General features: G+C 39.1%; 16 protein-coding genes, 1 tRNA gene and 1 pseudogene. 4 read left to right on the plus strand and 14 right to left on the minus strand.

Annotation, left to right across the window (positions count from 1 at the left end):
* Positions 1-2 precede the first annotated feature (2 nt).
* Complete coding sequence (locus FJA49_RS10515; RefSeq protein ID WP_002979409.1) at positions 3-827, plus strand: RteC domain-containing protein; 825 nt, start codon at positions 3-5, stop codon at positions 825-827.
* 26 nt (positions 828-853) lie between these two features.
* Here FJA49_RS10515 and FJA49_RS10520 read toward each other — a convergent pair whose 3' ends face one another.
* Both FJA49_RS10520 and FJA49_RS10525 read right to left on the minus strand, forming a co-directional pair.
* The gene (locus FJA49_RS10520) at positions 854-6,289 is read right to left on the minus strand and encodes an N-6 DNA methylase (protein WP_140000884.1); all 5,436 of its coding nucleotides are present in this window, start codon (positions 6,287-6,289) and stop codon (positions 854-856) included.
* A complete protein-coding gene (locus FJA49_RS10525) occupies positions 6,276-6,713 on the minus strand; it encodes a DUF1896 domain-containing protein (RefSeq protein ID WP_123852502.1) in 438 nt (145 codons plus the stop codon). The genes FJA49_RS10520 and FJA49_RS10525 overlap by 14 nt, the downstream gene beginning before the upstream one ends.
* A 168-nt stretch (positions 6,714-6,881) precedes the next feature.
* Between FJA49_RS10525 and FJA49_RS10530 the strand changes: the two genes are divergently transcribed.
* A complete protein-coding gene (locus FJA49_RS10530; RefSeq protein ID WP_123852501.1) occupies positions 6,882-8,495 on the plus strand; it encodes a hypothetical protein in 1,614 nt (537 codons plus the stop codon).
* A gap of 31 nt (positions 8,496-8,526) precedes the next feature.
* Here FJA49_RS10530 and FJA49_RS10535 read toward each other — a convergent pair whose 3' ends face one another.
* The 7 genes and pseudogenes from FJA49_RS10535 to FJA49_RS10565 form a co-directional block, all read right to left on the minus strand.
* Complete coding sequence (locus FJA49_RS10535) at positions 8,527-9,405, minus strand: ORF6N domain-containing protein (protein WP_123852500.1); 879 nt, start codon at positions 9,403-9,405, stop codon at positions 8,527-8,529.
* Positions 9,402-11,489: a type IA DNA topoisomerase gene (locus tag FJA49_RS10540; protein ID WP_123852499.1), complete on the minus strand. Its 2,088-nt coding sequence runs from the start codon at positions 11,487-11,489 to the stop codon at positions 9,402-9,404. The genes FJA49_RS10535 and FJA49_RS10540 overlap by 4 nt, the downstream gene beginning before the upstream one ends.
* Positions 11,490-11,491: 2 nt before the next feature.
* Positions 11,492-12,958 (minus strand): DUF3945 domain-containing protein, encoded by a 1,467-nt coding sequence (locus FJA49_RS10545; RefSeq protein WP_123852498.1) that lies wholly within the window; start codon positions 12,956-12,958, stop codon positions 11,492-11,494.
* A 99-nt stretch (positions 12,959-13,057) separates the two neighbouring features.
* Positions 13,058-13,351: a helix-turn-helix domain-containing protein gene (locus FJA49_RS10550; protein ID WP_123852497.1), complete on the minus strand. Its 294-nt coding sequence runs from the start codon at positions 13,349-13,351 to the stop codon at positions 13,058-13,060.
* Between the two features lie 28 nt (positions 13,352-13,379).
* The gene (locus FJA49_RS10555) at positions 13,380-13,730 is read right to left on the minus strand and encodes a helix-turn-helix domain-containing protein (protein ID WP_123852496.1); all 351 of its coding nucleotides are present in this window, start codon (positions 13,728-13,730) and stop codon (positions 13,380-13,382) included.
* A gap of 260 nt (positions 13,731-13,990) precedes the next feature.
* Complete coding sequence (locus tag FJA49_RS10560) at positions 13,991-14,836, minus strand: RteC domain-containing protein (RefSeq protein WP_112993481.1); 846 nt, start codon at positions 14,834-14,836, stop codon at positions 13,991-13,993.
* Positions 14,837-15,192: 356 nt separating this feature from the next.
* Positions 15,193-16,074: pseudogene (locus tag FJA49_RS10565) on the minus strand (DUF389 domain-containing protein); the annotation flags it as partial.
* A 226-nt stretch (positions 16,075-16,300) separates the two neighbouring features.
* On the opposite strand from FJA49_RS10565, the gene FJA49_RS10570 reads away from it, so the two are divergent.
* Positions 16,301-16,687, plus strand: coding sequence for a hypothetical protein (locus FJA49_RS10570; RefSeq protein WP_140000885.1), 387 nt, complete (start codon positions 16,301-16,303; stop codon positions 16,685-16,687).
* 211 nt (positions 16,688-16,898) lie between these two features.
* On the opposite strand, the gene FJA49_RS10575 is transcribed toward FJA49_RS10570, so the two are convergent.
* From FJA49_RS10575 to FJA49_RS10595, 5 genes are all read right to left on the minus strand, one after another.
* Positions 16,899-17,324, minus strand: coding sequence for a lipocalin-like domain-containing protein (locus FJA49_RS10575; protein ID WP_140000886.1), 426 nt, complete (start codon positions 17,322-17,324; stop codon positions 16,899-16,901).
* A gap of 179 nt (positions 17,325-17,503) precedes the next feature.
* A tRNA-Ser gene (locus FJA49_RS10580) sits at positions 17,504-17,590 on the minus strand.
* 62 nt (positions 17,591-17,652) lie between these two features.
* Positions 17,653-18,681 carry an asparaginase gene (locus FJA49_RS10585; RefSeq protein WP_140000887.1) on the minus strand — a complete coding sequence of 343 codons (1,029 nt, stop codon included), beginning with the start codon at positions 18,679-18,681 and terminating at the stop codon, positions 17,653-17,655.
* Positions 18,671-19,807: a 1-acyl-sn-glycerol-3-phosphate acyltransferase gene (locus FJA49_RS10590; RefSeq protein ID WP_140000888.1), complete on the minus strand. Its 1,137-nt coding sequence runs from the start codon at positions 19,805-19,807 to the stop codon at positions 18,671-18,673. The genes FJA49_RS10585 and FJA49_RS10590 overlap by 11 nt, the downstream gene beginning before the upstream one ends.
* 65 nt (positions 19,808-19,872) lie before the next feature.
* Positions 19,873-20,640 carry a TatD family hydrolase gene (locus FJA49_RS10595; RefSeq protein WP_140000889.1) on the minus strand — a complete coding sequence of 256 codons (768 nt, stop codon included), beginning with the start codon at positions 20,638-20,640 and terminating at the stop codon, positions 19,873-19,875.
* Between the two features lie 123 nt (positions 20,641-20,763).
* Here FJA49_RS10595 and FJA49_RS10600 point away from each other — a divergent pair, with 123 nt between their 5' ends.
* Positions 20,764-21,204 carry a retropepsin-like aspartic protease gene (locus FJA49_RS10600; RefSeq protein ID WP_140000890.1) on the plus strand — a complete coding sequence of 147 codons (441 nt, stop codon included), beginning with the start codon at positions 20,764-20,766 and terminating at the stop codon, positions 21,202-21,204.
* Positions 21,205-21,231 lie beyond the last annotated feature (27 nt).

Here is a 21,231-nt window from a genome sequence, read left to right on the forward strand (position 1 = left end):
GTATGGATAAATTTTATCAGCAGATACTCAATAAGCTGGAGGACGAAATCAGGGAATTGGAGGTTGAAACCGATTGCTCTGTGCAACGAATTGAAGCAGTTATCAAACTTATCATTAAAACTTTGTCCGACCTAAAGGAGCACATCTTAAAAAGAGGGTTTAAGAATACCGTTGAAGAAATCAATTTTTTCAAACATCAGAAACCCGTTATCGTTGCTAAGCTCATTTATTACTATGCCATTTACAAAATTGAAACGAAAAAGCCCAACGGTACGAAAGCGGTCAGAAAATATTTCAATGAAGAATTGAGAAAGCTCAAAAGACACTTCAATAACAACCTTGAACTGTATAAATACTATCGCACCAAAAGTACATTTCTTGACGAGAAGTTATTTATAAGAGGAAAATTTGATATTAAGTTAAGCATTGACACTATTTATTTGGAAACAGATATTAGGTTCTCTACTTATTACGATTATAAAATAGCCGAGATTATTGCTAATGACTTGATACAGGTATATCTTGAAGCAAAACTAAATAAAAACAGTCACAGCAAAATATCGGATAACTCGTCTTTGAAATGGACAGGGAGTAAAGCCGCAGCTATCGAATTGATTTACAGCTTGCATTCACAAGGTGCATTTAATAATGGGAATACTGATATTATAAGCATTGTCAGATTTTTTGAAAACAGTTTTAATATTGATTTAGGCGATTTTTACCATACATTTTTAGAACTCAAATCCCGAAAGATGAACCGAACAAAATTCCTTGACAGTTTGCGTGATGCCTTGATTAAGAGAATGGACGAACAGGACGAGAAATAAAAGGGGCTTTGAAACAAGCCCCTTTTTTACAATACACCTCGTGGCAAATGAATACCTTTTGTCCGTACAATACTCTCCGAGAACTTTGGCGTTTCTTGCTTTTTCTCGACCTGTTCCGCAGGTTCTCCTTTTTTCTCCGGTTCGATTGATAGCTGTATCTTTCGCTCGATAGAAGCCAGCTCCGTTTTCAGTTCGCTCAGTCGGCTCTCCTTAGTCCACGTACCATTAACGACCTCCTGAAGCACAGGTATATCCTTTTGATAGCTCGCAATGCTTTCCTGTTCCTTTGCCTTAAGTGGCGGTATTTTTTCCAATGCTCGCAAAAAGTTTAAAGAGGCGGTTTCAGGGTCTTTGGCAATCACACCGAAATTGTGATTGTACTTAATGTTACCCTCGCCTTGTATAAAAAATCGGTTTACCCGAATATCTACGCCGTCTTTTTCGGACATTTCCGTTTTAACCAATAGCTGAAATCCGTACAAACTGCCAATCTCCTGATAATCCCCACCTGTACGGGCTTTGTCGGCAATCTCGTTGAGCTTGGTTCCAATCTGTTTGACGTTCGCATTGGGCGATAAGCCGTCCAACTGAACGGGGTTTGCAATTTTGCCGTCCTGCCTTTTTTGTATGCGTTGCTGTAAGTTCTCCCAATCGGTTGTCATACGGTTGAGGCGTGATTGAGCTGCGTTAAATTCTTCCGTATAGTTTTCCAATTTGGATTTAGCACTATACTTAGAGCGGTTAAACGCTTGCTTTTCGCTTTCCAATCCTGCAATCTGTTTTTCAACCCGTGCCTTATCCAGCAGGTCTGTATTTCCTGACAGGATTGCCACGTATTCGGAGAAATTCATTCCCGATTTTTCGTCCAAATTACCCTCGTCAATGGTTCGTTTGCCGAGCTTGTTGGATTTTAATTGGTCGATAAATAGCTGTTTGTTAAACAGAAGATTGAATTTATAACTATCCAGCGATTTCTCAACAGCATAAATGATTACATCTACCTTGTTATCGGCAAAATGCTTGGCAATTTCATTGCCTTTACGGATTGCCCGACCGTCACGCTGGGCAAGGTCGGACGGTCGCCACGGCGTATCTAAATGATGAATGGCAACGGCTCTTTTCTGTGCGTTCACGCCCGTTCCGAGCATACTCGTTGAGCCGAACAGCACACGGATTTTGCCCTCGTTCATTCCTTTGATAAGGTCTTTACGTTGCTTGTCCGTTTTGGCTTCCTGAATAAACCGGATTTCGTTTGCAGGTATGCCGTGGTCTTCCACGAGCTTGCGTTTGATTTCCGAGTACACATTCCACTCATTCGGCTTGTAGGTTCCCAAATCCGAGAACACGAATTGCGTACCTTTCTGTGCGTTATATTTGTTGTAATACTTCGCTATATTGTTGGCACAGTGCGAGGCTTTGTTATCGGGGTGGTCTTCATAGATACCGCTTACCATTCGCATATCCAAAGACATCTTACGGGCGTAGTCCGTAGCGATAAGCATTTTGGCTTTTTCTTCCGATTTTGACAACGGATGTCTGCCCAGCAGGGTTGCATCGCCCGACTTGGCAAACTCCATTAGGTTTTGAATAAACTCCTCTTGGTCGGGCGTAGGCGGAATGTTGTACAGGATTTCGTTTTTTTCGGGGCGGTCAATCCCTATATCTTTGGCAGTCCTGTAATCCGTGATTTCCGAGTAGAACTGTGCCAGCTCCGGTACTTTGATGAAATAACGGAAGCGTTCTTTTGCCACGATATTGTTAGCCACCGAAAATTCATAATCGGTTGTTTTACGTGCGTAGATAGCTGCCCACGCATCAAAACAGTTAATACCTTGTTTCTCTAATGCCCGTGGGCGTAGGTATTTGAAAAGCAAGTACAATTCAGTCAATGAATTGCTGATTGTCGTTCCCGAAAGAAAAGTTGCCCCCATATCTGCATCGGTTCGCTCCTGAATGGTACGGATAGCAAAAAGCAGGTTCATCGCTTTTTGGCTACCGTCCACGTTACCCAATCCGGCTACCCGACTATGACGGGTATTGAACATTAGATTTTTGAATTGGTGGCTCTCGTCGATAAACAAATGGTCTATGCCCATCATTTTAAAATCGACAATATCATCTTTGCGGTTCTCAATATCGTGCTGTAAAGTCTTTAGCTTCACTTCGAGATTGTCCTTTCGCTTGATAGCTCCGGCAAGCATACCCCTTGTTACTTCCGCACCGTCTGCCTCCATTGCATAGAGGTTTCGCTCCACGTTGTCCAATTCTATTTCGAGAATTTCCTTTTGGATTTCGGGGCTTTGCGGTATCATTCCGAATTGGTCGTGGGTTAAAATCACACAATCCCAATCGTTGTTTTTTATATCCCCGAATATTCGGAGGCGTTTTTGGGGAGTGAAATCGTCCTTGCCCGGAAACAGAATTTTAGCGTGGGGATAGGCTGTACGATAGGCTTCGGCGATTTCGTGTACATTACTTTTTAATCCAATTATCATTGGTTTGTGTGCCAAGCCCAAACGCTTCATTTCCTGTGCGGCAGTACACATAACCAATGTTTTGCCAGCACCGACCTCGTGGTCACAAATTGCACCGTTGTTCAGCTTAATCATCCAAACGGTGTCCTTTTGGCTACTGTACAAATCTTCGATACCTAACGCTTTGCGGTCTAAGCCTGCAAAGTCCTGATGAGAACCGTCATAGTTCGGACGGACAAAGCAGTTAAATGTATCGTTGTATTGGTCGGTCAATCGGGTTTTAAACTCATCACTTTGGGCGTGTAGCCAATCGGTAAAAGCGGAGCGGATTTCGTCAATTTTGGAGTTAGCCATTTGTATAGCCTCCATATCCTTGACCTTGACTTCTTTCCCGTCTATTTCGACTTTTTTGGTTATATCGGGTGTCGTATTGACAAGGGCGTGTTTCAGCAGGGCAACGCCGTCAAACGTTCGGCTTTCAGCCTTGACCGCATATTTGACCCAAATATTTTGGTTTCCCTGATTACAGATTACCGAAAAATCATCGGAGCTGTCCGAGTAGTGGATTTTTACATCTGCATCAAACAGGTGCGAGGCAAATTTGACATATACGCCCGTGGGTATCCAGCGTTCGCCGAGGTTGAAGTCCAGCTCCTCAAATTCGATACGTCTTGGTCGGGCTTCCTCTAATACCGTAAGGCTTTGTTTGGCTTCCTTATCTTCGGGATTTTGTTCAACGTAGGTTCTGATTTCGTTAGCTTTTTCAACCACGTTACCAGCAATCCAGCGTTCGGCAATCTCGTACTCCCTTTCCAACGGGTTGTAGAAAATACGACCGTGTAAATGCTCTTTCAGGGCATCGGCGGTCATATTGCTGATTTCGGACATATAGTCCAAATCCACCGTTCCGAATTTGTTCAGCGAGGAAGCTAATGCTTCCTGCGGATTGTCCGTTGCTAATGTTGTGGTAGAAAAACTTACAGGGTGGCTAAATATATCCGCCTTTTGAACAATACCGCCTTTTACACGCTCCAAATACGGGATTTCCTTTCCGGCACTATCCGTTTTAATCAGCTTGATATTATCGGCACTGTTCAGGTTGCTGTACTTTTTGACAAAGGCATCGTACAGGCTATTCAGTTTTTCCCTTTCTTCCTTATGCTCCGTTTGCTTTTCGGCTTCTTTTTGATACAGGTCGTTGTAGGTATCACGTACAGCTATATAGGCTTCGGCTCTTGCTTTTTGAGCGGACGGCAGTTGCAACGGGTGGAACATTGCCGTTCCATTTTCCTTATCGACCTCCTGCAAATGACCGACCCAGCCATTATCCACGAGAAGGCAGTCGTTACGGTGGTACGATTGCAATTCCTGACTATATAGGGCAGGTTCAGGAATGGTAACAGGAGCAGTCACGGGAATAGCTGGCTTTTCAGCTTGGCCATTCCCGTTTTGTTGTGAAAATAAATCTCCGATTATTTCCCGTGTAATGCCGTTGGGTTGGCTTGCTCTATTGACCGCACCATTGGGAGCTGGAGGCGTGTAAGGTTGTTGCATCGCCCCACTGAATAAGTCCGTTTGCCTATTGATAGGCGTTCGCCGTCTATTGGAGGTTTGCCTTTTGGTTCTCGTGGCTCTCTTGGGTGGAGCAAGAACGGCAACGGGTTCGCCAGCATTTTCAAACAGGTCGAAAATGCTTAACTGCGTAAATTCCTTTGGGCTTTCCGTTGCTATGGTTGTTTGCGTAAAACGAGGTCGTTCCGGCTGAATGATTTCACGCTCGATAACAGGAGGCGGAGGCGTTGGCTGTACCGGAATTTGTACGATTGGCTCATCGTTCCGCTCGCCTTTGTACAAAGAAAAATTCAGGTGCTTTCCAAAATCATCGGAAAGCATCTGTTTGAGATTTTTGGCAATGCCCTCAACGCCGTCTTGGTGCGTATAGATTAAAGCAGGTTGCCCGTAAGGGTCGGTATCTACTTTCCAATGCGTATTTATAATTCTTGTACCGTCATTGAATATCGCATTGCTGGGTGTGCCATATCCCGTTTTATTGCTTTGGCAAAACAGTTCTTCCGCTTCGGTCAGGCTTTGTTTTGCGGTATTCTTTTGCAGGATTATCAGGTCGGAGCCGACCTCTGTACCTGCATAATCTGAAAACAGGTTATTGGGCAAGCGGATAGCCGAAACCAAATTGTTGTTTTCCATCAACGCCCTGCGTATCGGCTCATTTTTCGGACTGTTTAAAACCCCCTGTGAGGTAATGAACGCTTGTAAACCGCCCTCTCGGAGCATATCATTCCCTTTCAAAAAGAAATAGTTATGAATGCTTCGGGCAGCTTGTATTTTGGCAGGGTCTTTACTTCGGGAATACGAAAGGTCAAACACGGAAGTATCGCCGAAAGGGATATTGCTTGCGATTACATCGTAGGTGTTTTGTTCCTTTTCGGGGATTTCCTCAAAGCCACTCACACGGATATTGCTTTCGGGGTAAAGATGCTTTAATATTTTGCCCGTCAGTATATCCTTTTCATAGGCGGTAACTTGGGTTTGGCTCTCTGCAAAGGACTGAACGAAAGACCCGATACCTGCGGAGGGTTCGAGAAATTTGTCAATGTTCAGACCGCTATCCCTCAATGTTGAGGATATAGCGTTGATAACTTCCGGCGGTGTATAAAAAGCGGTCAGTACCGAGCTTCTCATACTATCCACATACCTGCGGTATTGCTTTTCGTCCGTAGAATTTTCTTTTAAAAGTTGGTGGAGTTCCTGCGTAATCGGGAATAAATCGTGTTCGGTTTTCCGCCAATGATTGATGTCTATTTCGTGTTCTACGGGGTTGAGAATGAATTTAAGACCGCCAAATCCGCTGTAACGCATCATTAGCAATCTTTCCTCTGTGGTCGCTTGTCGCTTCTCCTTTTCCAATGTAAAAGCAATCCGCAGGGCTTCAATATTGTGCTGGAGGTGCTGACGTTTACTGAAGCCCATTATCTTCAATCCATATTGCGATTGTTCCCGTCAGTTCGGTGTAGAGGACATCAAACTCGTAACCGTAGGCGAAATCATCGGTTAGTTTATACTTTGCAAATACAGGCTCGCAGATTGGGAACATTTTAAGGGCGAACGGTCGTAGCTCCTCGTCTGCCATTATAGTATCGAACTCATTGCATACGACCTGAAAAACCGTATCAAACTTGGAGAAGTGTAAGCCCTCAAAGAGTATGTAATTGGCAATCTCATTGCATTGGTCAATAGGGTTGCCGGAGCGGAACGCACCCTCATAGGCATTGGCAGCCCACGAGGAACGCTGGTCGATAAACTTTTGGTCGTTGGCTTTTTCGGGAAAGCTACTGTTAAGGTGTTCTTGCAGTCGTAATCTGAAATACGACAAGTCTTTTTGCTGTGTACTCATAATAATTTTTGTTTTAGAATTTTTGCGTAAAGCCTAAAATTAGAGCAGGGAGCAAGAGCCTTTGAAGAAGTGGCAGGGTTTGGCGTTGTGAGGCAGGATTTGTCGTAATTTATAGCTGCGTTAGCAGGTTTTAACTACATTTGACAATAGAATTGAATTTGTGGAATTATGGCTAAAAGTGAATTTCAGAGTAAGAAACCAAATAACATTAGAGAATATATAGAACTTGCTAATGATATTTCTGATTATAAGAACAGATTAAAGGCAATAGACTTTCTTTCAAAATATAAGTGTTATGAAAGCAAAAAGGAATTATATCGTTTAATGAAAACAGATAAAATATTCGCTGTTAAGGAACAAGCATTTAGAGCATTGCAAAACTTTGGCGAAGATGTTAGATTAACAAAAAAGAAGAAAGGCAAATCTGTTAAAACCATAAATGATAAACTTTTGATTTTGCATAATTCCTTTAACGGCGACCCTTATACTCTGACAGATTTCAAGATTAAGTTTAAGGACTTATATCCATACATTTATGATATTTACAATTACGAAAAGAAATCAAAATTTGACAGCTTTATAACAAGCTCTATTAAGACGTTCGCTAAAAGGAAAATAAAGCACAATTATTCTATCAATATAAGTTTTGATGCTCCTGATATTTTTATTTCCAGAGAAATATTTGATATGGAATACAAAGGAAGTTCAGACACAAATGATGAGTTAGAAATTAAGAACGATACATTAACAATAAGGAGCAACAGGTCTGCAAAAATCAATCTTATCAATATTGTTTTTTCAGAAAGTAATTCTATTCATAACCAAATTATTAAATCTCTGATTTACTATTATATCAAAGTAAACCGCTTTGTTCCAATAAAAAGTATTTCAATCAACCGGATAAAGCAAACGGGAGAAGACACAATTATTTCTTTGCCAACCACGAAGATTGCAGTTGAACAGATTTTGAATGAAAAATTTATAAGTATTGATATTTCAACTGTCAATATCAACGACCTTTTTAAATCTGATGATAAATCAAAAGCAATTCAGTATGCTTTGACCTATCTTTTGAAATCAAAAATTACCAATGAACAAAGTGAGCGATTTGAAAAGTTATGGAAATCATTTAACTCTATCTATCATTATCTTGGTAACGGTGCAAACGAAAATGAGTGTCATCGTTTAATTCGTAATTTTATACTTACAAACCCAACACTTTTCTCAAAATCACATAGGAAAGCAAAAGCTATAACAATCAAAGAACTTCGTGAAAAAGTTCGTTTTTATGAGCTATTGAGTAATGATTATGATACTAAAGAAAAGATAGTTTCTTTTATTGCTTTTGTCTTTAGGTATCAGAACAAGGTTGTTTGCAAAAACTTGCTTGATAATATTAGTTATTTTGAAACTGATTTAAAAGATATTTTTAATTTAGATAAGGTCGAAAGTAAGTTTAACAAGTTCGATTATATCAAAGACCTTTATCACAATAACAAGTCTTCATCTGATAAAGATATAATCTTTAAAAAAGTCAAAGACTATTTAGAAGATAAAGTTAAAAATCCTGTTCCAAATACTGAATTGGAAATTACCGCCTTCATTTGTCTTAAATATTGTTACTACCTAAGAAACAAAATATTCCACGCCGAGAAGCAAGATTTAACTTTCAGATTTGCTAAAAACAATCTGATTTTTGAATTAGAATGGGTAAATGAAATATTGGAAACTTTAATTGTAGAACTGATTTCAACGAATGTTAATTGGACAAGGAAGAATTAAAATGTAAATCCCTGCCTAAGCAGGGATTTAATTAAACATTATTCAAAATCTGAAGCATTCTGCCGACTTCTATATCCATTCGGGAAAACGCAAACCACTTTTTACCCAAGTCTTTGAGCGAAGCTCCGATATGATAAAGTTCTGTTTGGTCGATTATCAAAAATCGGTCGTGTGCATCGGGGAATAGCTCAACTTCAATCGGGGAATATTGACTATTGTACCGTTGTACATCCAGCCGTAACTGATTGCTGATAGCTTTGGTGTAGATTTTTGCCGTTACATTATCCTTGCGTTTGCCTAACAAGGTCAGCACCGTATCATCTGCATAATTGTCGAGCAGGATAATGGAGCTTTCGGCATTCCTGATAATATCCGCTACAAATTTGTAAGCATCAAAGACCTGCCCGTTATAGAAAATACCTTTTTCGCTTTGGAGTTTTCCGCTTTCCAAAGCCTTAAAGATTTCCTCAAATTTTTGGTCGGCTTCTAATTGCTTCAATTCGATGTTATCCAGCCTGTGAAACAATGCTGCATTACTGATAAGCATACGTCGCATTTCAACAAAGGCATTCATTATCTCTATACTGACTTTTACAGCAATATCGCTACGCAACAATGCGGACATCATTGCTACCCCTTGCTCAGTAAAAGCAAAAGGTAGATAACGCCGACCTCCCCGTCCAACGTTTGAGGTGCCAAATTGGTACCTCAAAGATTTTTCTTCCTGTTCGGTAAGCTGAAAGCAGAAATTTTCAGGAAAACGGTTCTCATTTCTCTTTAAAACCCTGTTTAATGCTTTGGTTTCTACCTGATAGAGCGTTGCTAAATCAGTATCAAGAATAACTTGTTTATCCCGTATCGTGTGAATAAGCGGTGCTATTTCCTGTTGTGATATGATAAGATTGGTCATTTCCTTTTATATTTTTTGTTTTTCTCAAACTCAAAGGAACTTTCGGCATTTTCTTTCAGAATGATATAGGCATCGAATTTCTTTCCAGCTTTGCTCGTCATTCCTTTAATCAGAGAAGTTTTGCTTTTATTGACAAGGCTTGTAATATCGGCTATACTGATATGCACTCCGCAAACATTACGGAACTGTACCCAATTACACGTTTCGTCAGGACATTTTACAATCTTATCACGGATAATCAATTGCTGACTTTTGCATTTCGGACAGGTCAGTTTAGGCAGGTTCTCGTTGGCAATGGAGGTTTGTAGCAATTCGTCTGTTATGGACTTTGCGTAGGTTTCCATTTCCCTTAGAAATACCCTTGCATCAACTTCGTTGTTTTCGATTTTCTGCAAAGCCAATTCCCATTCGGCAGTCATAGCCACGTCCGCAATTTTGCGGTCTTTTACCAATTCATATACCTGCAATCCTTTCTCCGTTGGTATTAAGGCTTTCTTTTCCCGTTGGATATAATTACGGGTAAACAGGGTTTCGATTATCGCAGCTCTTGTGGCAGGTGTACCGATACCGATATTTTGCAGGGCTTTCCGTTCGTCCTCGTTTTCGATTTCCCTGCCTGCATTTTCCATTGCCGACAATAGTCCGGCTTCGGTAAACAGTATGGGCGGTTTGGTTTTCTTTTCCAAACAGGAGGCTTCTTTGATTTTCAGTTCGTCGCCCTTTTTTAGTTCGGGCAAATCCTGTATCGGTTCGGTATCTTCGTCCGAGAAACTGCCTTTTATGGAACGCCAGCCAGCCTCTAATATCTTACAGCCTTTCAGCGTAAAATCGTAATGCGACACTTCCAACGCTATATCCGTTACTTCTTTTACACAAGCTTGTGATATGGCTTCGAGCAGTCGAAAGGCAATCATATTATACACCTTTGTTTCGTCTGCATTCAGGGCAGACGGGATTTTGTCGGTTATGAGTAAACCGTGGTGGTCTGTTACACGGAGGTCATTTACTATCCGCTTATTAAACCGACCCCATTTTAATTTTGATACCGCTTGTTTGAAATTATCGTTGTCCTGCAAAGCCCTTACGAGGTTCGGGATTTCTGCCCACATATCTTCCGGTATGTATTTGCTTCCGGTACGGGGATAGGTAATAAATTTTTGTTCGTACAGGCTTTGGGCAATGTTTAGCGTTTGTTCGGCGGATAGGTTGAGCTTTTTGTTGGCTTCCTTTTGCAGTCCTGTAAGGTCAAAAAGCAAGGGCGGTTGCTCCGTGGTATTTTTGCTTTCCACAGATACAACCGTAGTAATGCCGTGTCTTTGTATTGACCTTAATGTATCTTCCGCTAACTTTTGCTCGTCCCATTTAGTTTTTGAGATACTCTTAAAATCAATATCCTCTTTGCGGTGCAATAGCTGAATTTGCCAATACTTCTTAATTGAGAAATTTTTGTTTTCCAAATAGCGTTTGCAAATCAAAGCCAACGTAGGCGTTTGCACTCTGCCCAAAGAATAAATACCGTTGCCTGCGGATATACTCAATGCTTGTGTGGCATTGATACCCACCAGCCAATCGGCACGGCTTCTGCCTTGTGCAGCCTGATACAATCCGTCAAATTCTTTGCCGTCTTTCAGGCTGTCAAACCCTTGCTTGATTGCCTTTTCGGTAAGCGAGCTTATCCAAAGTCGCTCAAAGGGTTTACGGCATTTCAGATGTTCGTAAATATACCTGAAAATCAACTCGCCCTCACGTCCTGCATCGGTAGCAACGATAATACTATCGCTTTTGTTGAACAGTTCTTTGATGACTTTCAGTTGCTTTAATGCTCCCGTATCGGCTTGGTAGCCTTTGTCTTTTTTGACCTTTCTGACGGTCAATATAAACGGGTTCGGGAGGATAGGCAATGAAGCCTTATCAAACCCCGAAATCCCGTAGTCTTCGGGCATTCCTAAGCCAATTAAATGACCGAATGCCCACGTAACAAAATAGCCATTGCCCGTTAGATAGCCGTCCTTTTTATCGGAAGCTCCTAACAGGCTGGCTATTTCTCTCGCTACGCTTGGTTTTTCTGCGATAACTGTTTTCATAACTAACTTACTTTTCTACTTCTTGATTTTGCAGGGGCTTTGGGTTTATTCTGTTTCTCCTGTTGTTGTTCGTTCTTCGGTGCTTGTTGTCCTTTCTGCAAAGGCTCATTAATATTTTTGGTCGCTTCGTTGGTTTTGCCTTTGGAATTGACCTCTGTTTGTGTTTTGTGAGCTTCCGATGCCTGTACCCGTTCTTTGTATTTATCGGGGAACTCGAAAAACAATTTATCGGTTTCTTTATTCAGGGTTATATATCCGTTATAAGGCTGATTTTTTTTATCCGTCAATTCAATGAATACGGATTGACCGTCTTTGAGCTTGTTGCGTTGTTCATCATTCAATTCTTTGCCTCTAAATTCTGTAAGAGGGTTCGGCTCTTGGCTTTGCTGATTGTTTTGTGCCTGTTTATTGGATTGAGAATTATCAAAATTGAAGTCCAGCCTGTATGTGTCAATATTGTATTGTACAGTCAGGTTATAAGGAGTTCCTTTTTCAGAAATCAATCCCTCCAATCTAAGCGGTTTACCCTCTTGTACGGTTTGTTTTTCTGCCTCGGTTAATTCCCTGTCGCCAATTTTATCAGGCACTCTGATAAAGGACGACGGCACGGACACAAGTTCATTGGTAAGTTTATCCACTTGGATAATTGACGGTATTGTGTTTCCTGTTTTGTATTTCAAATCAACAATACGCCCCATATTTCCCGTTTCAAGCAGGTTTTTTTTGTCTTCGTCCGTAAACTTATGCCCGAAAAATTCTCTGTGCAATTCGGGGGCATTTCGGACACCGTGTACCATTACTACGGTTTCTCCATTTTCGTTGTTCCGAAGCTGTAAACGGGCATCGGTACGAACTGCCACGCCTCCAAAATTTACGCTTACATTTAAAAGCTCGGGTGTTTTATAGCCTTTTAATAATGGTTCAAGCAAATTCCTCTTTTCAAGATACTCTTTACTTACTCCGAAATTGTTCATTGTTTGCCAATCGACCTGTTCAGGCTGAAAGCGGTATTCGCTTTTTTCCTGTGTTGTTTGTGATGTTGCCATATCTTTTTGATTTTCTTGTTTCTGTTCCTCTTTAGGTTCATTCTTGACCTCGTGTTTTTCCATTTCCTTTTTGCCCTCCGGCGTAGGACTATCTACCTGTTTCTGAAATTGCTTTGCCTTTTCGACGGCTTCATTTGCGTCCACTTTGAAGAATGCAAAAGGGGTTGGGTTTTTCAACTGTCGCCAAAAGTTGGAGAAGAAGTTGGAAATGAAATCTCCGTGTTTATCCACTCGTAAAAAGTCGGATTGGTTCTTCTTGGTCGGGTCAACGGTTTCTAAGTTCCCGTCCTTGTCAATACCCTTAACGGCTTGGATTTTCATTTTCTCTTTATCCAGCACTAACAGCACGTCCGAAAGTTGCTCAGGTATTTCCTGTGCAACCTGTTCGGGTGCTTCCTGTTGATTTAATGTTTCTTCGCTCATAATCTGAAAAATTTAAAGTTCAATGCCGAAAGTAAAGGAAGTGGTTACAGCATAACACGAAGTGGCAGTCATTGGCAGTCATTGGCAGTGTTTGGCGTATTACTTACCCGTAGGATGGTTAAAGCTCTCTCGAATAAACTGATGTACATCGGATAGCTTATAATAGAGTTTTCCACTTATCGTATAATAGGGCAGTTTGCCAATAGAACGGTAACGCTGGAGGGAGCGGTTGCTGATTTTCAGCATTTGTAATAAATCCTGATTGTCGAGCAGTTCCTCGCCGTCTATGCTGTTGCGTTTCTTCTGTAAGTCATCTATATGGTTACTCAACATATCCAGCCTATCCATTATCCGCTCCATCCACGACAAAAATTCCATTCTATCAATATTCATAGCTTTTACTTTTAATGGTTCATACCTGTTATTTACCTGATTTCAGTTTTCTGCCTTTTTCGATGTAGCTTTTGCCCTTTGCCATAAGCTCCTCTACATATTCGTCGCTACTTTGTACGGCATTGGTATTAAGCATATCCTTGATTGCTCCAATCGTGTAGAAGTATTGCCCGTAAATTTTGGAGTAGGTTATTTCGCCTTTGGTACGCATACGCCATAAAGTTTTTTCGCTGATATGCAGGTATTGGCAGACCTCGTGATTGTTGAGCCACAAATCATCATAGCTTGTGTCGTCCAATCTTTTCAGATAATCCGCAATAGCGTTGATACGGCTATTGAGCTGTTTCCACGCTTCTTCTTCAATGGTTATGATTTTCATTGCATTGCTTTTTAATGTTCACAATGCAAAATTGCTAAGGGTGGCAGTGTTTGTCCGCCAAGCCTCGCCAATTGGTTTGGCGGTTTTTTGAAATTTTTTACAATCGGTTAAAACCCTTTATTTATGAGGGTTACACGGTATTTGGAATTGTAAGCCTATACCTTTTACTTCAATTCGCCAATGTACATACATTGGCAAAGGATATAAAAAAAGGCAGTACACGAAAAATGTACTGCCTTTGAACAATGACCAGCATTCAGCTAAAGGTCTTTATCCATATATTCCTCTAATGAAGTTTTGAGCTGGTCTAAAAATGCTGTTCGTGAACCGCTACGGGTTTTCATTCTGTGGAAAGCGTGATGTAAGTCGCCCAGCGTGATGCCGAAAAGTATTTGAAACATCAAACTGATTTTTCGGACACCTATTTTACCGTGAGAAATCGCACCGGAAGCGTAAAGCGAATATATCAATTCTATAAGGGCATTTTTGCTGTCCGTCCAAAATATATCTTTTGAGCTTTCAGGCTTTTGTAGAATGGCATCGGGATGTTCGTCAGGATTGATTTTGGTAATTAGGTAAGAGTAGAGCAATTCGTTGGCGATAATCCTCGCAGTTTTATAGTCATAGAAAGTAGAAAATTCGGGGTCTATTTCAAAGACTATACTGTTTAGCCCGTCGTGGTAGTTTATGTTTCCACGTTTGAAATAAGTATGGTCACGGTCAGTACGTCCTGAACGATAATACCTGTAAAAGTCAGAGTTGCAAATATGCTCAATGTATTCTCTTTTCAGACTTGCTAATTGGTTTGAAAAATAGCTGTAATACATTTTACCATTGCTGACGGGACAGGTTGTTTCAATTCGGTAAACCTTATTGTAGTAAATCAGTTTACCGAGGATTTGGGGTTTAATGGTTCTGAAGAATTGTATTTCTTCTTCATCGTTTTTAAATCCTGTTTTAATAACGTGTTCCTTGACCGAAAATAACAGGTCTTGCAGATACAAGGTCATTTGATAAGCCTCATCAATTAGCCTTTCGCTTTGGGCAGAAATCTTATCTTCTTTATTATGTATCTCTAAAATGATAGTGTGTAAAGAATGTTTCATAGCTAATAATTTTGTGTTGTTATTAATCTTTAAATTCAGTTTACACCAAACTAATACACAAAATTTCAAACATTCTTTGACAATAAAACCCACGTTCAACCCACCTGTGGTAAGATTTTTTATCAGTAGGTGGGGGCAACTGTGGAAATAAATTTACAAAATTTTTGTATGACACCTATTGAAAAGGCACATAAAAAATAGGACGGAAAATTAATATTACCGTCCTATTTTTTTGTATATTTGCTACTGATTTACAAGGTAATCAAATGAAAGTGAGTGCAACAAGCACCATAACTAAATCGTTACCGATAAGGTTTTCAATTCTTGTAAACTACTCTTTTTGAAACACTTTGAACCTTATTAATCTTTTTAGTGAAAAAAGCCAATTCAAGCTGTTTCTTTCTGGAGTTATATTCGGTCTTTTTGTAGATAACCGTATAACCATTGTTTATGAATTTATTTTCAATAAATATATCGGCGTTTTTCTTGAATTGTTGTTCTCTGTATAGCGTATAAGCAAGATAGCTGCTCGGAATTATCATAATCGCGATCAGAAAAGAAATAGTATATTTTACCTGACGCTGTTGCTTTTCATCCACCTGTTTTACCGCAGGATAATTAAGATACTTTATAATCAAAAAGGTAGCAAGTCCTATAAAGACGCAATTAATGCAATACAGATAAAAAGCCCCTAAAAAGAAAGACCATTGTCCGGTTGCTATACCATAGCCCGCCGTACAAAGAGGCGGCATCAATGCTGTTGCAATTGCAACGCCAGGTATCGGATTGCCTTTCTCAACACGGGTAACCGCAATAACACCAACGAGTCCTCCAAAAAATGCGATGAGTATGTCATAGATATTAGGCGCCGTTCTTGCCAAAAGTTCTGACTGTACATCTTTGAACGGGCTTAAAAAGAAATAGAGCGTAGAAACCGTAAGGCTGACAACAGTAGCAATTAACAGGTTTTTGAGCGATCTTTTCAGAAGTCCGAAGTCATAAATTCCTAATGCAAAACCAGCTCCAACAATTGGCCCCATAAGAGGCGATATAAGCATGGCTCCTATTATGACAGCAGTTGAATTCACATTTAGTCCTACGGATGCTATAATTATAGCACAAGCCAAAATCCAAAGATTGGCTCCTTTAAAAGAAATGTTTTTCTTTATGCTTTCAAGTGTCTTTTCCCGATTATCTTCTCCCTCACTCAGATTAAACAGGGTCGTAATATTCTTCATATTCCCTTATTTTTAGCATAAGGTACTCAATTTAATTTTAAAGTCAAAATAGAGTGAAAAAGACGAAGTTTAGTTTATAAGTGAACTTATTAGATTTTGACAGAAAATACTCTGGCTTTGTTTATCCTTAAAATAAATCCATTTTTAAAACATTAATCATGAGCCTGTTTACGTATATTTGAACAGTAACACTAACTCAAAAACAGGATAAACCAATCTTGAATTTATGCTTAAAAAACCTCTATCAATTTGTTCATTAGTCATAATTTTACTTGCCTTATTCTGGATATTCTCTGATATAAATAAAAAAAATAATTATTTAAACGGAACAGAAGTTACAGCTAATGTGATTCAGAGACCATACGACTGTGAATCAATAAATTCCCGAACATCCTATATAAAAATTCAATATAAAAATCTTGTAGTCAGTAAAAAAATTGGCCGCGGGTATTGCAAAAAACTGGAACAAACATCCATTAAGGCAGTACTCTCCCCGCAACAAGATTATTTATTTTTTGAAGGTGAAATAGAATCAATTGAAAAAAATATTACAGCAAGCTTTTTAATAATGGTAGCTGGAATCTTTTGCTTTATTAAATCACGAAAAAAGTAAAAACCCTGTAAATCTAATGACTTACAGGGTTTGGATTTTTCAGCGGAATGGATGTAATTTGTTCCTCTATCCTAATCTGTTGATATACTATCTTTATATAAATATGCTTTTTTTTGGCGTGCTTTTATTCCTCCTGATTAGTCGAAATCTTATGGACAAATAAGCTATTACGCCAAATGGACACTAGCCTATCAATTTTAAATTAAAAAATCTATGGGATTCTTATGAATATTTCTATATCTGTTATATCAGGCTGTGTAAATTTTGTCTTTAGAGTTGTACTTGTAAGTTCTAAAATTTCACCAGGAATAGCTGGCTGATCAGGATATCTCACCGTTATAGAATTATTGTTTCTAGTCCATGTTCCTGTACTAATTGTTTCTTGACAATTTGGATTATTAAATTCATGATTTTTAATAATTCCTCCTGGAAGTATTTCTATGTAATCTTTAGTACAACCTGGCGTGTGTTGGTAATCTGTAAGTATTTCTTGATTATCAGTAAAGGTTCCAATTCTTGTGAATTGCCATTTACCTTCTAAAGCAACACTTCCTGAAGTTGAATCATCACTACTACAAGAATACAAGCCAAAGACTGTTAGAGGTAGAATTAAGAAAAGGTTTTTTAATTTGGTCATAATTTTAATTTGTTTTTGTTTTTACGATCGTAAAATTAATAATTTTAGTTATTATTTTTTATTTCTTAATAATATTTCAATTTTGTCCTTATAGCAAAAGATTTGATGATAAATTTTAAAAATACATAAAAACAAAAACCCTGTAAATCTGATGACTTACAGGGTTTGGATTTTTTTAGCAGAGAGGATGGGATTCGAACCCACGATACAGTTACCCATATACAAACTTTCCAGGCTTGCTCCTTCAACCACTCGGACACCTCTCTATTAATTTGCGGTTGCAAAGAACTGCAAAAATTCCGACTAAAGAAAATTTATAGCTAAAAAATTATGACAATTCGCCCCGCAAAGCGGTTTCATAAATAGTCTTGAAAACATTTGGAGAAACTTTCTGCCCAATAAGATACATCAGCTTTGTTATTGCCGATTCTGTAGTAATGTCTTTGCCAGATATCACGCCTATTTTTTTCAATGACGTACTCGTTTCATAATGCCCCATACTTACGCTTCCAGCTGTGCATTGCGTCACATTAATGACATGCAATCCGTTTTTGATGGCTTTCTTCAATAACGAAATAAACCATTCATCTGTTGGTGCATTTCCGGCACCATAAGTCTCTATGACAATCCCTTTCAGGTTGGGAATATTAAAAATAGCAGCCAGTACGTTTTCGCTAATTCCGGGAAACATTTTTACGATGGCTACATTGTTGTCCAATTCTTTATGTACTTGGAATTTTTTGTTTCCGGATTTTGGCAACAGCAAGTCATTATTCACTTTTAAATGCACACCCGATTCAGCCAATGGCGGATAATTTGGCGACATAAAAGCATTAAAGTGCTCTGCGTTTATTTTTGTAGTCCGGTTTCCTCTGTATAGCTTGTATTCAAAATAAAGGCATACTTCATTAATAACCGGTTTGTTTTTATGTTGCAAGGAAGCAATTTGGATTGCTGTAATCAGATTTTCTTTGGCATCTGTTCTTAGATCACCTATTGGCAATTGAGAACCCGTAAACACCACTGGCTTCGCAAGATTTTCCAGCATAAAGCTTAAAGCGGAAGCTGAATACGACATCGTATCTGAACCGTGAAGCACGACAAAGCCGTCAAAAGCAGTATAGTTTTCCTCAATAATTGTTGCAATCCTAACCCAATTATCAGGATTCATGTTAGAAGAATCTATGGGAGTATCAAAAGAAACCGTTTCAATCTCACAGTCCAATTGCTTTAATTCTGGTATTCTTTGAAGCAGTTTACTAAAGTTGAAAGCTTTTAAGGCGCCTGTCTCAAAGTCTTTCACCATACCGATTGTCCCGCCGGTATAAACCAAAAGTATTTTTGCTTTAGACAGCATTCTCATATTTTGATTTATTGACTACCGGATTGGCATACATCGCCAGAAATCCTTGCAGTTCTACCGGATTACTTTCATCGATTCTTATTTCTAATCTTCTTTCAAAAAGCGATTTTTCTTTTTCGGTATATAAGTGGGAATATTTATCCGTATTATTCAACAAATCGTAAGCTATATAATTGGTTGGCCATAACTTGTAGTTCGCCAACACAGCATCGTCTATAGTTTGAGCTAAAGCCTGAATCTGTCTATTTGAATTGTCGAATTTTGTAGCGATCTCATCCAATTCAGCTTCTAAAACGTCTCCTACATGAATATGGATTCTCTTTTTCTGACCCATAATTCCGCTCAGGAGCGTCATAAAGTCTTCGTTTTTCTCTTTTATATACACCTCATCATTTGCTTCTGCCATTAATTGTGGCATTTTTAGCGCATCTGTCGGGTCGTATTCATAGGAAATAGATACCGGAACAATTTTTAATTTCTTAAAATAGTCCATCAGGTTGTCTTCATCAGAACCCATCGAAAGCATTTTCAGTACTCCCGGATGTGTTGCATCATTACCATCTTTTGTTCTTCCTTCTCGTTGGGCAATCCAAACAGAACGATTTTCTCTTAAAATAAGCTGGCAGATATATTCTGACATCAATTTTGAGCTTTGAAGCAGCTCTCTAGGCGACAAGCCTCTCTGAACCAGAAAATTCCGATTCAGTTTAGATAAAATATGCAGGAACGTTTTACGCACTAAATTATCACCAATTGCCGAAGCTGTCATTACCAAACCGTGGTCAAAAAGACAGGTATTTAGTAGCGATGTATCTAAAATGATATCCCTGTGATTGGAAATAAAAAGATAAGGCGTGTGTTTTTCTAATTTCTCAAAACCAGAAGTAGTCAATCCGTCCGAACTTTTTTCGAGCACCTTCATGACGGCATGATAGATAAAATTGCATTGGAAATCTCTAATAGAATGCGTTCTTTTTAACTGCTCTATCCAATCTTTTTCTTCGACGTCCGGATACGTGAAGCTCATCATGGCTTTCATCATTGGATGATCAGCAACTTTGCATAAGGCTTCGTTTACTTCGCTATCATAAAACGGTCGAATTTTATCGAATTTTGACATTACTTACGTTTTTTTAACAATCTACAAATGAACAAAAATTTTATGAATTTGATGTGTTTTCTTTGTTAAATACCGAAAACCTCTTTGGCATTTTCGGTCGTAATTTTAGCAATCTCTTCAATAGAAACTCCATATATCAGGGCTAGTTTTTCTGCTACCAGCTTTGTATAGCTGCTTTCATTTCGCTTCCCTCTAAAAGGCACTGGAGCCAAATAAGGAGAATCGGTTTCCAAAACGATGTGTTTCAGGTCAATCTGATTCAGAAATTGGTCAATCTTTCCATTCTTGAAAGTTGCAACTCCGCCAATTCCTAATTTCATATTGCATGATATTGCCTGTTGTGCCTGTTCATAATCGCCGGTAAAGCAATGGAAAATCCCAAATAGTTTTTCATCTTTTTCTGATTCAAGCACTTCAAAAACCTCATCAAAGGCATCCCTGCAATGGATATTTATTGGAAGGCTGTATTTTTTAGCAAGCTGGATTTGTCTTTTAAAGGCAATTTTTTGTTCTTCCAATCGGGTTTTGTCCCAAAAAAGGTCAATTCCGATTTCGCCAACGGCATAGAACTTTCTTTTTGACAATTCAGATTCCACAAAAGCCAATTCCTCTTCATAATTCTCTTTGACATAGGTAGGATGTAGTCCCATCATCAGGAATACATTTTCCGGATATTGTTTTTCCAAATCATACATTTTTTGGGTATACCCGGAATCAATTGATGGCACAAAAATTCTTTGAATTCCGGCGTCAAAAGCACGCTGCATCATCTCACTCCTGTCCTGGTCAAATTCTTCGCTGTAAATATGCGAATGTGTATCTATTAAAATCATATTGCAAAAATAGGAACAATACGAGCAAATCCCAAAATCAAGAAAATCTTAGCAAAATATTATGTTTTGGATGAGATAGGTTTGTTCGTAAATCGTTATTTTTGATTTACTCATAGCTTACAAATGGATACTATTTTCGATGCCTTAAAAAAGAAAGGTTACAAAAAAATCAAGTTAAAAATCTCAAAAACGAACCATCTCGTTATTAAAGCGAAAATTAATGGCGTTAGCGGTAGTTTTATATTAGATACTGGAGCGTCCAACAGCTGCGTTGGTTTTGGTGATATTGAGCATTTCAACCTGTTTGCTGAAGAATCCTCTACAAAAGCCGCAGGAGCCGGAGCTGTGGGGATGGAAACCCAAATGTCGACCAACAACACACTCCAATTAGGGCGTTGGAAAACCGATGATTTTTCTTTAGTAATCTTTAATATGTCGCACGTTAACCTGGCTTTGGAGCAATACAAGGCAAAGCCTGTCCACGGCATTATTGGCGCTGACATTTTGATGAAAGGCCATGGGATTATCGATTACAATGGAGAATATTTTTATTTGAAACAATAAACCCAATAAATAAAAAATCCCGCTCTT

The organism is Flavobacterium microcysteis (assembly GCF_006385255.1).
GTDB classification, from domain to species: Bacteria; Bacteroidota; Bacteroidia; order Flavobacteriales; family Flavobacteriaceae; genus Flavobacterium; species Flavobacterium microcysteis.

Bases quoted from the DNA above. Each gene is read 5' to 3' on its own strand.
- FJA49_RS10515 (WP_002979409.1), top strand. From the start codon at position 3: ATGGATAAATTTTATCAGCAGATACTCAATAAGCTGGAGGACGAAATC.
- FJA49_RS10520 (WP_140000884.1), bottom strand. From the start codon at position 6,289: ATGGGCTTCAGTAAACGTCAGCACCTCCAGCACAATATTGAAGCCCTG.
- FJA49_RS10525 (WP_123852502.1), bottom strand. From the start codon at position 6,713: ATGAGTACACAGCAAAAAGACTTGTCGTATTTCAGATTACGACTGCAA.
- FJA49_RS10530 (WP_123852501.1), top strand. From the start codon at position 6,882: ATGGCTAAAAGTGAATTTCAGAGTAAGAAACCAAATAACATTAGAGAA.
- FJA49_RS10535 (WP_123852500.1), bottom strand. From the start codon at position 9,405: ATGACCAATCTTATCATATCACAACAGGAAATAGCACCGCTTATTCAC.
- FJA49_RS10540 (WP_123852499.1), bottom strand. From the start codon at position 11,489: ATGAAAACAGTTATCGCAGAAAAACCAAGCGTAGCGAGAGAAATAGCC.
- FJA49_RS10545 (WP_123852498.1), bottom strand. From the start codon at position 12,958: ATGAGCGAAGAAACATTAAATCAACAGGAAGCACCCGAACAGGTTGCA.
- FJA49_RS10550 (WP_123852497.1), bottom strand. From the start codon at position 13,351: ATGAATATTGATAGAATGGAATTTTTGTCGTGGATGGAGCGGATAATG.
- FJA49_RS10555 (WP_123852496.1), bottom strand. From the start codon at position 13,730: ATGAAAATCATAACCATTGAAGAAGAAGCGTGGAAACAGCTCAATAGC.
- FJA49_RS10560 (WP_112993481.1), bottom strand. From the start codon at position 14,836: ATGAAACATTCTTTACACACTATCATTTTAGAGATACATAATAAAGAA.
- FJA49_RS10570 (WP_140000885.1), top strand. From the start codon at position 16,301: ATGCTTAAAAAACCTCTATCAATTTGTTCATTAGTCATAATTTTACTT.
- FJA49_RS10575 (WP_140000886.1), bottom strand. From the start codon at position 17,324: ATGACCAAATTAAAAAACCTTTTCTTAATTCTACCTCTAACAGTCTTT.
- FJA49_RS10585 (WP_140000887.1), bottom strand. From the start codon at position 18,681: ATGCTGTCTAAAGCAAAAATACTTTTGGTTTATACCGGCGGGACAATC.
- FJA49_RS10590 (WP_140000888.1), bottom strand. From the start codon at position 19,807: ATGTCAAAATTCGATAAAATTCGACCGTTTTATGATAGCGAAGTAAAC.
- FJA49_RS10595 (WP_140000889.1), bottom strand. From the start codon at position 20,640: ATGATTTTAATAGATACACATTCGCATATTTACAGCGAAGAATTTGAC.
- FJA49_RS10600 (WP_140000890.1), top strand. From the start codon at position 20,764: ATGGATACTATTTTCGATGCCTTAAAAAAGAAAGGTTACAAAAAAATC.